Source organism: Alkalicoccobacillus plakortidis, assembly GCF_023703085.1.
GTDB classification, from domain to species: Bacteria; Bacillota; Bacilli; order Bacillales; family Bacillaceae_D; genus Alkalicoccobacillus; species Alkalicoccobacillus plakortidis.
On sequence record NZ_JAMQJY010000001.1, the window covers coordinates 2,245,496 to 2,260,238 of the forward strand.

General features: G+C 41.6%; 13 protein-coding genes and 1 pseudogene. All 14 read right to left on the reverse strand.

All coding sequences use genetic code 11. The annotated features are described in order from the left end of the window. Nucleotides 1–95: 95 nt before the first annotated feature. The 14 genes and pseudogenes from lpdA to fhuB all read right to left on the reverse strand — a co-directional run bounded on the left by lpdA (nucleotide 96) and on the right by fhuB (nucleotide 14,737). On the reverse strand, nucleotides 96–1,478 hold the full coding sequence (gene lpdA / locus NDM98_RS11870) for a dihydrolipoyl dehydrogenase (protein WP_251607838.1): 1,383 nt from the start codon (nucleotides 1,476–1,478) through the stop codon (nucleotides 96–98). A gap of 12 nt (nucleotides 1,479–1,490) precedes the next feature. Then, the gene (locus tag NDM98_RS11875; RefSeq protein WP_251607840.1) at nucleotides 1,491–2,813 is read right to left on the reverse strand and encodes a dihydrolipoamide acetyltransferase family protein; all 1,323 of its coding nucleotides are present in this window, start codon (nucleotides 2,811–2,813) and stop codon (nucleotides 1,491–1,493) included. A gap of 16 nt (nucleotides 2,814–2,829) precedes the next feature. Then, nucleotides 2,830–3,813: an alpha-ketoacid dehydrogenase subunit beta gene (locus NDM98_RS11880; RefSeq protein ID WP_251609122.1), complete on the reverse strand. Its 984-nt coding sequence runs from the start codon at nucleotides 3,811–3,813 to the stop codon at nucleotides 2,830–2,832. Between the two features lie 13 nt (nucleotides 3,814–3,826). After that, nucleotides 3,827–4,806, reverse strand: a pseudogene (locus tag NDM98_RS11885) (thiamine pyrophosphate-dependent dehydrogenase E1 component subunit alpha). A 126-nt stretch (nucleotides 4,807–4,932) separates the two neighbouring features. Next, nucleotides 4,933–5,277, reverse strand: coding sequence for a bh protein (locus tag NDM98_RS11890; RefSeq protein WP_251607842.1), 345 nt, complete (start codon nucleotides 5,275–5,277; stop codon nucleotides 4,933–4,935). 98 nt (nucleotides 5,278–5,375) lie between these two features. Continuing rightward, nucleotides 5,376–6,596: an NAD(P)H-dependent oxidoreductase gene (locus NDM98_RS11895; protein WP_307728796.1), complete on the reverse strand. Its 1,221-nt coding sequence runs from the start codon at nucleotides 6,594–6,596 to the stop codon at nucleotides 5,376–5,378. A 26-nt stretch (nucleotides 6,597–6,622) separates the two neighbouring features. Further along, complete coding sequence (locus tag NDM98_RS11900; RefSeq protein WP_251607844.1) at nucleotides 6,623–7,000, reverse strand: PTS glucitol/sorbitol transporter subunit IIA; 378 nt, start codon at nucleotides 6,998–7,000, stop codon at nucleotides 6,623–6,625. Between the two features lie 28 nt (nucleotides 7,001–7,028). Then, nucleotides 7,029–8,054: a PTS glucitol/sorbitol transporter subunit IIB gene (srlE, locus tag NDM98_RS11905; RefSeq protein WP_251607846.1), complete on the reverse strand. Its 1,026-nt coding sequence runs from the start codon at nucleotides 8,052–8,054 to the stop codon at nucleotides 7,029–7,031. A gap of 23 nt (nucleotides 8,055–8,077) precedes the next feature. Next, the gene (gene srlA, locus NDM98_RS11910; protein ID WP_251607849.1) at nucleotides 8,078–8,617 is read right to left on the reverse strand and encodes a PTS glucitol/sorbitol transporter subunit IIC; all 540 of its coding nucleotides are present in this window, start codon (nucleotides 8,615–8,617) and stop codon (nucleotides 8,078–8,080) included. Between the two features lie 12 nt (nucleotides 8,618–8,629). Further along, nucleotides 8,630–9,010, reverse strand: coding sequence for a transcriptional regulator GutM (locus tag NDM98_RS11915; protein WP_251607852.1), 381 nt, complete (start codon nucleotides 9,008–9,010; stop codon nucleotides 8,630–8,632). A gap of 148 nt (nucleotides 9,011–9,158) precedes the next feature. Further along, a complete protein-coding gene (locus tag NDM98_RS11920; RefSeq protein WP_307728797.1) occupies nucleotides 9,159–9,968 on the reverse strand; it encodes a sugar-binding transcriptional regulator in 810 nt (269 codons plus the stop codon). Nucleotides 9,969–10,226: 258 nt separating this feature from the next. Then, nucleotides 10,227–10,589, reverse strand: coding sequence for a DUF1516 family protein (locus NDM98_RS11925; RefSeq protein WP_251607854.1), 363 nt, complete (start codon nucleotides 10,587–10,589; stop codon nucleotides 10,227–10,229). Nucleotides 10,590–10,678: 89 nt separating this feature from the next. Further along, nucleotides 10,679–12,271: a glutathione ABC transporter substrate-binding protein gene (locus NDM98_RS11930; RefSeq protein ID WP_251607856.1), complete on the reverse strand. Its 1,593-nt coding sequence runs from the start codon at nucleotides 12,269–12,271 to the stop codon at nucleotides 10,679–10,681. 384 nt (nucleotides 12,272–12,655) lie between these two features. Then, a complete protein-coding gene (gene fhuB / locus NDM98_RS11935) occupies nucleotides 12,656–14,737 on the reverse strand; it encodes a Fe(3+)-hydroxamate ABC transporter permease FhuB (protein ID WP_285803918.1) in 2,082 nt (693 codons plus the stop codon). Nucleotides 14,738–14,743 lie beyond the last annotated feature (6 nt).

Here is a 14,743-nt window from a genome sequence, read left to right on the forward strand (position 1 = left end):
TATTGTTTCACCCGCAGCTCCATCATTTCAATTCCATCTTCACTTTCAACAAAAAAAACAGCCAGCATCCTTAGATACTCGCTGCTCTCCTCTATTTAACTATGAACTCCCATGCCAAGCCAAGATCCTGCGGCTTCGTACAATGCTTCAGATATGGTTGGGTGGGCATGGACCATTGAAACAAGCTCCTCGACCGTTCCTTCAAGATGCATAAAGGCAGTTGGTTCTGATATCATTTCTGTGACATGAGACCCAACCATGGTCACTCCAATTATTTCCCCATGCTTTTTATCAGCAATTAACTTAACAAACCCTTCAGTTTCACCCATAGCCAATGCTTTTCCGTTAGGCGCAAGATCTGTTTTTACTACTTTTACATTCAACCCCCGTGCCAGTGCTTCTGCTTCAGACAAACCAACACTTGCTACCTCAGGGCTTGTGTACACGCAGCGCGGAATAATTTTCCCTTGTATTGATTCGGGTACTCCGGCTGCATTAGATGCTGCAACGAGACCTTCTGCACTCGCCGCATGAGCTAGTTGCCAGCCTCCTATTAGATCGCCCACAGCATACACATTCGTTTGACTTGTTTGCATCCTCTCATCCACTTTCACAAAAGGCCCATTCATCGCTAAATTTAGCTGAGATATGGCTTGAAGGTTTGGTTTCCTACCTACACAAACCAAAATATCTTCTGTATCGAGAGTCTCGGTTTTACCTTTAGCAGACTCAATCTGCACATATTGTCCTGTCTCATGTTGCTTCAGCTCGGTAACCTTTGTACTGTTAAGGATGCGCACTCCTTTTTTCTTTAAGGTTTTCGCTAGAAGCTTAGATGCTTCGGCATCTTCACTTGGAATGATTCGATCACCCATCTCAACAATGGTTACCTGGACCTTAAGGCTTGCGAAGATACACGCAAATTCCACACCTATTATGCCTCCACCTATGATGACAATCGATTCAGGTATTTTTGCTATGTCAAATATAGTATCGCTTGTAAAATAACGAGCTGAATCCATACCGGGAATAGGAGGTGGAACTGGACTTGATCCAGTTGCCACAATTATCTTGCTTGCAGAAATGGTTGTTTGATCTGCACCTGATTGGATCTGTATGTGCCCATTTTCCTGAACCTCACCTAATCCTGAATAAACATCTATATTTCCTTGATTCATTAAATAGTCAATTCCAGAACGGAGTTTATCGATGACTTGATCCTTCCTTGCAAGCATCTTGTCCAAAGACAGAGTAATTGGACCTGTTTCTATTCCCCAGTCCTTTGCTTTTTCAATTTGTTCAATAATCTCAGCATGCCTAAGCAGTGTTTTGGATGGGATACATCCTCGGTTCAGACACGTTCCACCTAGCTGTTTACTTTCAACGATTGCGACCTTTTTTCCAAGCTTTGCTGCTCGGATAGCGGCCACATAGCCACCCGGTCCTCCACCTATTATCGCAATTTCATATGTCGACACCTAATCACTCCCCTACGTTAACAAATGGTACGGATTCTCAAGAACATGTTTTAACTCGGTCAAAAATGCCGCAGCAGGTGCCCCATCAATGACACGATGATCAAAGGAAAGACTGATGCTCATCATTGGACGAAGCTCGATTTGACCATTTACACCAACAGCCTTTTCTTGTATTCTTCCTACTCCAAGAATAGCTGATTCGGGTTGGTTAATAATTGGTGTAAAGGCGTCCACTGCATACATCCCTAGATTACTGATGGTAAATGTTCCACCTTTCATTGAATCCGGACTAAGCTTTCCATCCCTAGCCGCAGTTGCTAATTGCTTAGCCTCTTCTGTTAGTGACGTGAGACCCTTTTGATTGGTGCTTTTAATAACAGGAACAACGAGCCCACCTGGTATAGATACAGCGAGTCCAATGTGAACATCGTTATGATATACGACTTCATCCCGCTCAAGAGAAACATTCATTTCCGGGTGACGAGTTAATGTATTCGCCGTTGCTTTTGCAATAATCTCTGTATAAGATAGGCGTTTGCCCGTTTGCTGTTCAATTGATGCAAGTAGCTGCTGCCTGAGATCCATTGCTGCCGACATATCCACTTCACTTGTTAATGTAACGTGAGGAGCTGTAAATGCACTCTCCACCATTCGTTTGGCTATCATTTTTCGCGTCCCGCTAAGCTTCATTCGTTTGGCTTCTGTAATTGGTTTCGTTACATTTGTCGATGCCTTTGCTTCTACATCTGATTTATATACCTTGCCATTTGGTCCTGTACCTTCAATCTCACCTAGATCTATACCTATTTCATCTGAGATCTTACGAGCAAGCGGGGTTGCTTTTATTTGAGGCTGTTCAAGATGTGCATAAACATCTGCTTCCTGCACTCGTCCTCTTGGACCACTGCCATCTACTTCACTCAATGTTACACTCTCTTGTTTAGCGACTCTTCTGGCTGCAGGAGTAGCTCTTACTTTTTCATCATGGTTTCTGTCTCTATCATTTGCTTCAACTTGAGCTGGATGCTCTTTTGCAACCGCCCCTGCTTGTGAATCTGAGTCTGAGACACCGGGTGATGTGTCGGGAACAGGTTCATCAGAACGACCAATATAGCCTATGACGTAATTAACAGGTACTTCGTCGTCTTCGCCTACATAACGCTTAAGCAGTGTTCCTTCTTCGTATGCCTCAACCTCGATATTAATTTTGTCCGTCATAATCTCAAATAAAGGCTCTCCAATCTCAACAGAATCGCCTTCTTCTTTAAACCACTCAAGCAATGTCCCTACCTGCATGGTACTACTCAGCTTTGGCATAAAAATCTCTTTAGGCATTCGTTATCCCCCCTTCTTACACACCTTTTAGCGTTTCTTTAACTGCCTCAATAATGTCGTTCACTTGCGGAATTGCGGCTTTTTCAAGCTCTGGATTATAAGGGATCGGAACAGCCTTACCGCCTAATCTCTTGATAGGTGCGTCAAGATAATCAAATGCCTCACTTTCAGCAATGATACTAGCAATCTCTCCACCAAACCCCCCACGCTTAACCGCTTCATGAGCGACAATAAGTCTACCTGTCTTTTTAACTGATTTAATAATGGTTTCTTCATCCAAAGGAACCAGGGTACGAGGGTCAACTACTTCCACACTAATTCCCTCTTTTGCTAATTCAACTGCAGCTTCAAGAGATTTATGCACCATCAATGCTGTTGCAACAATAGTAAGATCGCTTCCTTCCCTTTTTATATCTGCCTTGCCGAGCGGAATCGAGTACACTTCTTCTGGAACATCACTTTTTGTACGGTAACACAACTTATGTTCATAAAAGACAACCGGGTTATCATCATCGATTGCAGCTTTCAAAAGTCCTTTGGCATCATAGGCAGTAGACGGCTGTACTACTTTTAACCCAGGTACGTGAGTCATCCACGCCTCAAGACTTTGTGAATGTTGTGCCGCCGCACCCGTTCCTGAGCCTGCAGGAGTACGTAAAACCATCGGGACCTTACCTTCTCCTCCATACATATAGCGAAGCTTGGCTGCCTGATTTACCATATTATCCATGGCAATCGTAATAAAATCAGAGAATTGGAGTTCCAAAATTGGACGCATCCCTGTTAAAGCTGCTCCGATTGCTGTACCAGAGATGGCCGCCTCTGAGATCGGTGTATTACGAATTCTCTCTGGACCAAATTCTTCAATCATGCCACGTGTCACGCCAAACGCTCCACCATACACACCAATGTCCTCACCTAAAATAAACACATCTTCGTTCGCTCGCATTTCCTGACTCATTGCTTCCCTAACCGCTTCTAAATACGTAAGCTCTCTCACCATTTCCCCTCCCTTAGGCATAGATATTTTCCATTAATGTCTCGAGCCCAGGCTCAGGGCTATTTTTGCAAATTCAACCGATCCCTCTACTTCTAGCTTTGCTTCCTCACGAATTCGTTGTGCATCTTCTTCTGTAAACAATTCTTCCTCTATTAAAAGATCCTTAAATCTAGCGATCGGATCCTTATCTCTCCATTCTTTTTCTTCCTCACGCGTACGATACTTCTTCGCATCACTTTTCGAATGCCCCTTCCAGCGATATGTTTTAGCTTCAATAATAGAAGGACCACCGCCACCACGAGCAAAATCAACTGCTCCTTGAACCACTGCCATCACATCAACCAGGTCGTTACCTTCTACGATATGACCAGGAATCCCATATGCGGCAGCCCTTTCAGCAATGTTCTCTATATTCACCATTTCTTTAACAGGACCTGACATCCCATATTGATTGTTTTCGCAAAAGAAAATGACTGGTAGCTTCCAGATTGAAGCCAGATTCACTGCCTCGTGAAAACTACCTTCATTTGATGCTCCATCTCCAAAATAACAGAGAACTACTTTGCCTTGATTCTTCATTTTGGAAGTAAGTGCTGCCCCTGTTGCAATGGAAAAGCCCCCACCTACAATTCCATTTGCTCCGAGGTTACCTTTACTCACATCGGCAATGTGCATCGATCCACCTTTGCCTTTGCAATAGCCGGTTGTTCGACCAAACAGCTCAGCCATCATCCGATTAACATCAGCTCCCTTAGCGATGCAATGACCATGTCCTCTGTGTGTACTAGTAATCATGTCATCTTCAGCTAAAGCAGCGCAGGAACCCACCGCCGACGCCTCCTGCCCAACAGCAAGGTGGGTCGTACCATGAATCATACCTTTAGCAAAGAATTCATCTACTTTCTCCTCAAAAAACCGAATCAACCACATTTGTTTATAGAGTGGAATTAGCTTTTCCTTGGAACCAATCAAGGCTTGTTTCTCCTTATTCATACTTGTAACCTCCTATGTTTTATCATTTGTTCTAAACACGAACAAATGTAATGATTTGAGTAAAAAAAGATCCGATTCCTCTCAAGTTTCCTATTCCCAAGCAGGGAATAGGACCAACAGAGAGGATCAGCGGTCATCCTTTTCTTGATCAAACTCTTTTATTACATGACGAGATTGTTTCATATCTTTAAACAAACGGTATGGCTTGCTAATAACCCTTACAGGCAGAGAGAATAAAAACCGACTAAGATCTTCACGATATTCTTGCGTCATTCGTTTTGGTTTGGTTACCACACGTTTTTGTGTTTCTTCATAAAATTCTTTATTAAGATCCATGACAATTTCAAGGTCATGACGACACTCTAAACACTCAATACTTTTTAATTGATTATTTACATACGTAATTTCATGAAGAACTTCCTCTTTACAATGAATGCAATAAAGATCGGCTTCCATCTGACTTGTTTTCATACACACACCACCTTCTTTTTGTGTGTTTTTAGTTCACAGTATCATCCTGAAGCTTGCGTAGCTGCCAGATAAACGATTCTTTTGTCTGAGTAATATCCTTACGAAATATATTCACCCTTTTTAATAGAACGATTGACACGCACATTTCGATCAACAAGTCCAAGAGGTAATAAATCTTGTTCTCTAGCCTCTTCTGCTTTCAAAATACTTCCATAAACAGTGAATCCACCGATACTGTCTAAATGTTCTCCAACTTCTAAATCCCTTTTTGCAACTGTAACCGTTTCAGCAACAAGTCCTTTCCAAGGGGCGATGGTTGCTTCCTGATAAAAATAGGCTCGCGCAACAGAGATTGGTGTTTCCAGACTTGTTAGATGATAAGGACGGTATAATACGTAATAGGGTCCGTCCCCCATGCTTAAATATTTCATCTCATGATTTACTTCTTCTTGATCCGATGCAATAATGGCGAACACTCCAGGCGCAACACCATTTACAAATTCAACAATTTGTTTATTCTCAACTTGTCCCCCATCAGCAATGAAGCGGAACATTGCTGGCAAATCTTTCACCTCACCCGTTAAGCCGTTCATACCAGGTTTGTCTGGCAAAAATCCTGTGGCATTCGCTACAGCCGTCATCTCAACCATCGTTTTTGACCCATCTTGGAAGGACGCAATCATTTTAGGACTTGCTCCTTTTTCAGCTGCGACCTGAGCAGTCGAGTCAGGGTTTGCTTCTAGATTAAGTGGATTGTTTTTCCCTTTCCCTAGCGCAATAACCTCAAATCCACTAGCGTCAGCCAAATCATTTAGCTCCATTACTGCACCTGGCTCATCGCCCGCTGATCCTGTATATACCACCCCGCTTGAATCGGCTAACTGTTTTAATAACGGTCCAACCGTTACATCTGCTTCTACGTTCAACATGACAATATGCTTCTTATTCATAATGGTATCCCAAGCAATTCTAGCACCAATATCTGGAACACCCGTTGCATCTACCACTACATCAACAGATGGAAGTGATGTAACTAGCTTAGAAGAAGATGTGCTTACTACTTTTCCTAAACGAACAGCTGACTCAGCATCCTCTAGATTTGTTGTCTGCACGATCTGATCTGGGTTAACGCCTGCTTTTTTATAGGCGTTGATAGCATTTTCAACTTGAATATCAGCGGTAATAACTACTCGCATTCCCTTCATACCCTCAATTTGAGCGACCATACCTCTTCCCATTTGGCCTGCTCCTACTAGTCCTACGTTTATTACTTTGCCTTGCTGTTCTAGTTCTGCTAGTTTTCTATTAATGCCTAACATACAACCACTCCTATAATACGTATTAGTTAGCCTCTATATATAGCAATCTTTCCACCGATTTCTAGATTTGGAGCAACTTTTTTCTCAACACACAAGGTTCCTGGCAAATCAGAGAATGACTTGCCGCTGAACTCAATCGTGCAATGACCAAGATCTCTTAACGTCTCGTTAGCCTTTTCCCCTACAAACAAAATTTTGTAATGGTTGTCCTGTATTTGCAACGTATCACCAACTACAACGTGGTGTAAAAGCTCTGTTTTTTTATGAATCGCAGAGATATCCTTTAAATCAGCAGGGACTGTTTCATTAAAAATGACCAACATATTTTCTTCTAAAAAAATACCAGTCTGTGAACCTAGTTCAATAATTTCAGATTGATAAACAGTTGTCTTCGTTTGTTCCATTTCTCTCGCTCCTTTATTTATCTATTCTTTATGAATACAATCCAAAGCTGAATAGATAAGCAATCACTACAGCTAACGGACCAGTAATCATTCTAGACATTAATACTGCCGGTACACCTACTTCTATTGTTTCAGGCTGAGCCTCTCCAAGTGTTAATCCCACTGGAACAAAATCAGCACCTGCTTGAGGATTGATTGCAAATAATGCTGGCAAAGCAAGGTGAGGAGGAATATTACCTCGACCAATTTCAACTCCAATCAGCACTCCAACAACTTGAGCGATTACGGCTCCTGGCCCAAGTAACGGTGACAGTAAAGGAATAGAGCACAATACAGATAAAATCAAAAGTCCAACAAAATTTCCAGCAAGCGGTGAGACAAAGTTTGCGATAAAGTCTCCGATACCCGTAAACGTGATAATCCCAATTAACATGCTCACAAACGCCATAAAAGGAAGAATGTTTTTAATGACTTGATCAATCGTTTCACGGCCAGCCTGGTAGAATACACCAACAACCTTACCAGCGCCTCTACCTACAATTTCAATAATATTGGCTTTTTTCTTCGGCTGACTAAGATTTGCAGCCTTTGCTTTTGCCTCTTCTTTGATTCTGTTTGCAGCATCTTTATCAAGACGTGATGTCTCTTCACTTGTGGCTGTTGATGGTTGTACACTCGTTCCTTCTTCTGTAGTTACATTCGAAACTTTGACCCCAGACACAAAATTTTTATCATTAATAAACTTCATTAATGGTCCCGATGGAGAGGTTGGATTTAAATTAATGGTTAATACACCCATTTGTGGGTATACACCGCAACGTGCTGTTCCTCCACAATCAATGACAACACAAGCCATTTCCTCTTTATTTACAGATGACTTAAAGCCATCAACTGCTTCGGCACCCGTTACATCCGCAATATGCTGAGCTAGTGGATCAATTCCTCCACCTGTGACAGATACCACATATTTCTTTTGCTCGGTTGGCTGTATAATAAGTGGTCCTCCCCAACCGCCATTTCCTTTTTCGATTTTAACTTGTTTGTAGTCTGCCATGGTCATTACCCCCTATTGTTCTCTTATGTTTGTGAGGCAAGCTCTTGCTCTCTCTTTTTAATAAGACGACCTGTAATAATTTCTGTTACGATACCTCGAATTAGAATGACAATCAGACCTACAATAAAGAAACGGATAGCTAATGGCCCAAGAGAAAGACCTAGTGTTGTGATACCTGAGGCAATGCCCATGTAGACAAATAACTCTGCTGGATTACCATGCGGAAATAACCCTGTAATTGGATGAACAAACGATACTGCGGAATCATAAAAGGCCGGCTTTTGATGCTCTGGTAAAAACCGCCCAAACGTATAAGCCATTGGGTTCGTCAAGAAAAATACTGCAAGAAAGGGGAATAGCGTGTAACGTAAAATGATATTTTTTGTACTCTTTTGTGCTAATCGGTTAATCCGTTCCTCTCCAACCATTTTTATGACAGCATTTACAGCGGTAATTAAACAAATTAAGGTTGGTATAATCCCAGTTACCATCCCTATAAAGGTCGTGCCGCCTTCTTGAAACATTCCGATAAAGCCTTCAGCAAGCTGTACTAAAAAATCCATCTGCCCTTCCCCCTATCCTGCTATCGATTTTTTTCGTTGTTTATTTATTTGTTCTAAGGATGTTTCAATGGCTACGCGAAGCGGATGTTCATGGATCATTTCCTTTATTTCCTGAACAAGTAGCCCATTAAATGTGTCAAAAGGAACAAATCGAGAGAAAACCGTTACACCCGCCATTTTTCTGCCGTCTACAACTTCTCCATCTTGATTTGTAACAAGAATGACAATACTGCCTATCCCTATTCTCTGTTTATGAATGCCTACGCCTAGATATCCTGAAGAACGATTACTCATTTCCTTAAGAGTCTTCTGATAGTTTTTCATTTGAATCCGTGTCAGTAAAAGCTGTAAAACCCAAGTTGCAGCAAACAATCCGATGAGCCAACCCCACATACCATTTCACCCCTTCTTTACATTTGTTCTTTGCCGTTACTTATGTTTGTATTATAAAAGCGCTTTCATAATTCTGTCAAGTAGTTTTCTGAAAAATATGTCGAAAACTACTCGCATAGTAAGAAAGCGCTTTTATTAGTATTTTTTTTTAAACATGTTCATTTAATAAGGATTGAGCTGTAGAATCATCAAGAATAAGTACATTCAGATAGCCGGTTTTTAAAGCAATTAGTAAACTCTCCACTTTGTGTGCGCCTTCTGCTACTCCTACTACCTCAGGAATTCCTTGTAATTCTTTTAAATTCAAGCCAATAACTCTGTCATTTAAAGGGTGCTTAATCTGCTCACCTACCACATCATAAAATCTAGAACCAATATCTCCAACAACACCAGATTTGCGAAGTGAAACAAGATCCTCTTCTTTTAAATACTCCATTGTACTCATAGTAGAATTTAACAGTGGATTTCCGATCCCAACAAGTGCCATATCAACTTGTCTGCCTTCTTCTAACACCTTCGCAATATCCTCACTCTCAATTAAACGCTGCTTCAAGTCCTCACTCTCAACCATAGTTGGTGCATATAAATAAGAACAGGTCCCGTTCACCTTTTGTGCCAGCTGATAGGCCAGTAGATTTGAATGAATATCAACTAGTTTCCTACCCATACCTCCTACAAGTGGTACGATATTCAGCTCCGGCCGGTTCTCATAAGGATACTCATTCACCATGTTATACAAAGCCGTTCCCCAGGAGATACCTAGACTATTAATTCCATCGAGATTTTTACTTACATAATAGGCCGCCGCTTTTCCTACTGAGCGCTTGATCATTTCTGGTGTTAACCCTGCGGTTGGAACAACAACTGCCTCTTTGAGGTTATACATTTTCTCTAACTTGTGCTCAAGTGCAGCAGTATGAGCATTCTCATCCTTAATATAAATTTCTACAATGCCCAATTCTCTCGCCCGGTTTAACATCTTAGAAATTACCGGTCTTGATACAGACATTTTTTTAGCGATTTGTGCTTGAGTCCAAGCCATCAAAATAATAAAGGTTTGCGGCCTTAACGAGCAGTCTTCTATCTTCCCAATTACTCATTTTTATAACACTTCCTTTCGTAGAATCATATTATATTTAATTATTTTTATTATATAACAAATGTTCACATCGTGCACATACGTCATTCTAACTTAAATAAACAAAATTTGACTCATTCACCAAAACCGCAGATAGATTCCAAGAGGTAGGAATAAGCCAATGAGTATCGTTAATGAGATCACAACAATTAATGAGACTGTGGTGAATTTCGTCAAATCTCCTTTGTTAAGGTGCATGAGAAAAATTTCCATCATCCCCATACTAATGATCCCAAGTAGTAGCTTAGCGCCGCGCATTAATGAAAAAGGCATCATTGGTACAAGCAGAATGCCTGTTGCAAGCACAAATAAAAAAGAGACCCTCATAAGCTGATGTAGGAGAACAGCCGGTTTTTTCTGTCCTTTTCGATAAAGGCTTAATACCAATCCAAATAAACTGAGTGTAAGGATAATAGCAAGTAAATGATACTGAGTTAACATGATAAAAACCTCCTCATCACAGTGTACCTTTTTTTATTGAAAAAGAGAGCATCTACTCGTCATTTGAGTAAGATGCTCTCTTTAGTATGTTACGGAATCGTGACCTCTCTTAGCTGATAGAACCCTGAAGCATCTGCCCAGAATCCTTCCACTCCATCTGCATAACCCATAATATGAGATGGATGATAGAGGAAGGTCATTGGTGCTTCTTCATTTAAATAATTTGTCGCTTCTTCATAAAGTCCTAAGCGAGTATCTTCGTCTTGCTCTATCCGAGCATTGTAAAGCATCTCATCAAATGTATCATCTTCCATAAACACTCGGTTTCCTGGAGGACCAGCATTATCAGAGTGGAACAGCATATGCATTGGGTAATCGGCATCTCCCGTTCCTAGTGACAAGCCTAAAATAAACATATCGTGTTCTCCAGATCCTGTCGCATCAAGATATGCGCCCCACTCGACAACGTTAATCTGCGCATCAATATTAATTTCTTTCAAATTTTGCTGGACCATCTCTGCGATATCCATTCTTTCACGACTATCATTTGTCCAAATCGTTGTCTCAAAGCCATCTTCATGTCCTGCCTCAGCAAGAAGTCTTTTCGCCTCTTCTACATCTCTTTCAACAACATTTACATTCTCACTAAAACCAAAGTTTGTATCATTCACAGGACCTAGTGCCACTTCTCCTGTCCCATCTAATATGCCATTCATCATATCTTCTTTGTTTATAGTCATTGCAATTGCTTTACGAACGTTATTATCATCAAACGGTTCTTTCTGCATATTGAATCCTAAATACGTGATACTTGCTGCATTTCGTTCATACGCATTAATCCCATCAGATGTGTTTAGTCGGTTCAGATCACTAGCTGTTACCGGAGAAATAATATGTGCTGCTCCAGTTTGTAAATCAGCTATTCTGGTCTGATCTTCAGGTATGACACGAAATGTTACAGTATCAACTTTTGCAGGCTCTCTCCAATAATCAGGGTTTCTGTCTAAGACAATTTGATCTCCTGGAGCCCAGTTGTTAAATGTGAAATACCCTGTTCCTATTGGATTTTCATTTATGTAGTCGCCTGGTTGTCCTCCAGTTTCAACATTAGCGTAATCCTCTTTGATCGCCTCATGACTTACGATACTAGAAGCATAGTGTGCAAAGTGAGCCGGTAAAGGAGCAAACGGTACCTCCGTTTGTAAATGAATCGTATAATCATCTATGACTTGAATATCTTCTATAATTTCAAAAAGGATTTTTCTAGGTGACGCCACCTCTTCATCAAGAATACGTTCAATATTTGCTTTTACTACCTCGGCATTAAACGCTGAATCATCGTGAAATGTGACCCCTTCACTCAATTTAAATTCCCATACATTATCCTCAATGGCCTCCCACGACTCGGCCAACAAAGGTTCAAGCTCCATCTCTTCATTGTACTTAACCAACGTTTCATACATGTTCACCTGAATGTTACCAGACGGAACATCATTGGCCGTATGTGGATCAAGCGTATTAGCATCGGATAAGACACCTAAAATAAGATCCCCACCAGATTCAACCTCCGCACCCTCAATCTCTGAACCACTTTCAACATTTGCATCACTGCCGCATGCACCCAATACCATTACAGCCGCCAATCCAATCGAGCCCACTCCAATCCTTGCCTTCTTTCGCATATCGTTCCTCCTCTAAAGTAATTGTAGCTTCATTCATTTGTCTTCTCTCCATAGCACAAACTTAAATTAGTGATGTAAAAAGACTCTCTTAGGGGAGAGGACAAATGAATAAAAACGTATCTACACAGTAGACTCTTTTAACCTACTATACTTCGCGGAAAGAAAATGGATTATAATGTGAAGGTTTTGTGTCTTTTGTTTATTCTGACTATTTAACATCCTAACAAATTGAAAATAATGGACTATAGATGGTAAAAAAGGATAGCTATTGGTGGTTTGTATTGGCTTGACCTTGGGTGGTGTTTGATATTTGAGCGGTCGCAAGCCACAAAACTCAACACAAAAAAAGCAGGATGAAATCATCTCATTTCATCCTGCATCCTGCTATCTTTTTAGTAGCTTTGGTCTTGCTGATCGATACATGAGATATAAGAGGTATGGCGCACCTATTAATGCGGTCACAACTCCTGCAGGTAATTCTTTTGGCGCAAGAAGTACGACGCCAATCCAATCCGCTGCTGCAAGTAATAATCCGCCTATTAATGCTGATAGTACTACCGCATGGCGATGATGCGGTCCCACAAGCATTCTTGCGGCATGTGGCGCGAGTAACCCTATAAAACCTACTGCTCCAACATTTGCTGCTGCAATAGATGCGAGCAAAACAGCGATTATTGCTACAGATAATCGTGTCTGCTTTACTTTGAGTCCGAGCCCAGTTGAGCTCTCTTCGCTAAAGGAAAGCAGATCTACTTTTCTTCCCTGCCACCAGGCAAGCAGCAATAGAATGACCACAGATGGAAGAAGTACACGTAGTTCACTCCAGCCACGTCCATAAGCACTGCCCGCCATCCATGTTAAGGCTGGGGCAACAGAGACTTTTGCATATACGATTAATATATTAATAAAGGCTGCTCCTGCTGCCGCTACTGCTATTCCAACTAAAGTAAGGATCATTGGATCAAGTCCTCGGCGCCAAGAGACAGAATAAACAATACTAGCTGCGGCGATACCACCGAGTACTGCTCCAATTGGAAGCCATACTCCTGAGAGCTGTGGAAACACAACAATCACTAATAAGGCTCCGACTCCTGCCCCACTTGTAATTCCGATAACTTGCGGGTCACCAAGTGGATTTCGAATTGTATTTTGAATGAGACTTCCGCTAACTGCAATCGCCATACCTGAGATTCCGGCAATAAGTAAGCGTGGCAAACGGAAATCAAATAAAATCTTCTCATGTAGTGCTTGTCCCTGTCCGATTAGAGCAGCCCACACATCCGTTAGAGGAATATAAAGACTTCCGCTTGTTAGGCTCACTATCCAAACCGAGAGCATTAGAATTGAAAAGATACTAACCCATACTTTAAACGAACCAATCCGTCTAGCTCCTCCGACATTCATTGACATGTTGGAACTGAACCCTGTGCTTCCATTTGTATGTTTAGACATTCTGAGTGCAAGCCAAATCAACCAAGGAGCTCCAATCGCTGCAGTAATGGCTCCAGCTGGCAATTCTCCATAGGCATCAATAAAACTTCTGGCGATTGTATCTGCTAGAAGTAAAACAACAGCTCCCCAGAGAGCACTTATCGGCAGTAACCACACATGTTTTCTTACGCCCATCATACGAACAAGGTGAGGTGCTACTAATCCAATAAAGCCTATAGGACCAACCACACTCACACTTACACAGGCGATCACAACAGCAATGGCCATGGCAAGAAATCTAGTTTGTCGTACTCTTTGCCCTAAAGATTTTGAGGTTTCTTCATTTAATGTTAAAACATCCAACTGACGTGACGTTAAACAAACAAGCAAAATTCCTCCTGCGACCCAAGGCCAAGAAAAGCTGACACCACTCCAGTCATTCTGAACAAGAGAACCAGATCCCCACAGGAAGACACCTTGCACCGTTTGCTGGTTGAGCATAATTAATGCGCTAGTCACAGATGAAAGAACTAGTGTGACAATCATCCCAGAGAGAGCCACGCGAATCGGTGTGCTTCGTCGTCCACCACCTAATGCAAATACTGCCATGGCTGCTCCAGCTCCACCAAGAACAGCGATCGGAAATGCAAACTGAGACTGAAGTGTCGGAAAAAAGATCATCCCTGTGATCACAGCCAAGTATGCCCCAGCATTTACACCTAATGTTGTCTCTGAAGCGAGTGGGTTACGAGTAACTGTCTGCATAAGAGCACCAGCAACCGCAAGTGCACATCCTGATATGACACCTATTACGGCGCGTGGAAATCGGTTAGCCCATATCAAATGATGTTCAGCGAGATCCTGACGATTAAACAAAGCTTGAATGACATCATTTACTGACACATCTGCTCTACCTTGAGTCAAACTAATAAACAAGGTAAGAACTAAAGCAATAAAACCACCAATTAGCATCATTAGTGGTCTTAAGCTTCTTTTGACTGAGATGTCTGGAGCTAATCCATTATTTGCAACCATCGCTCC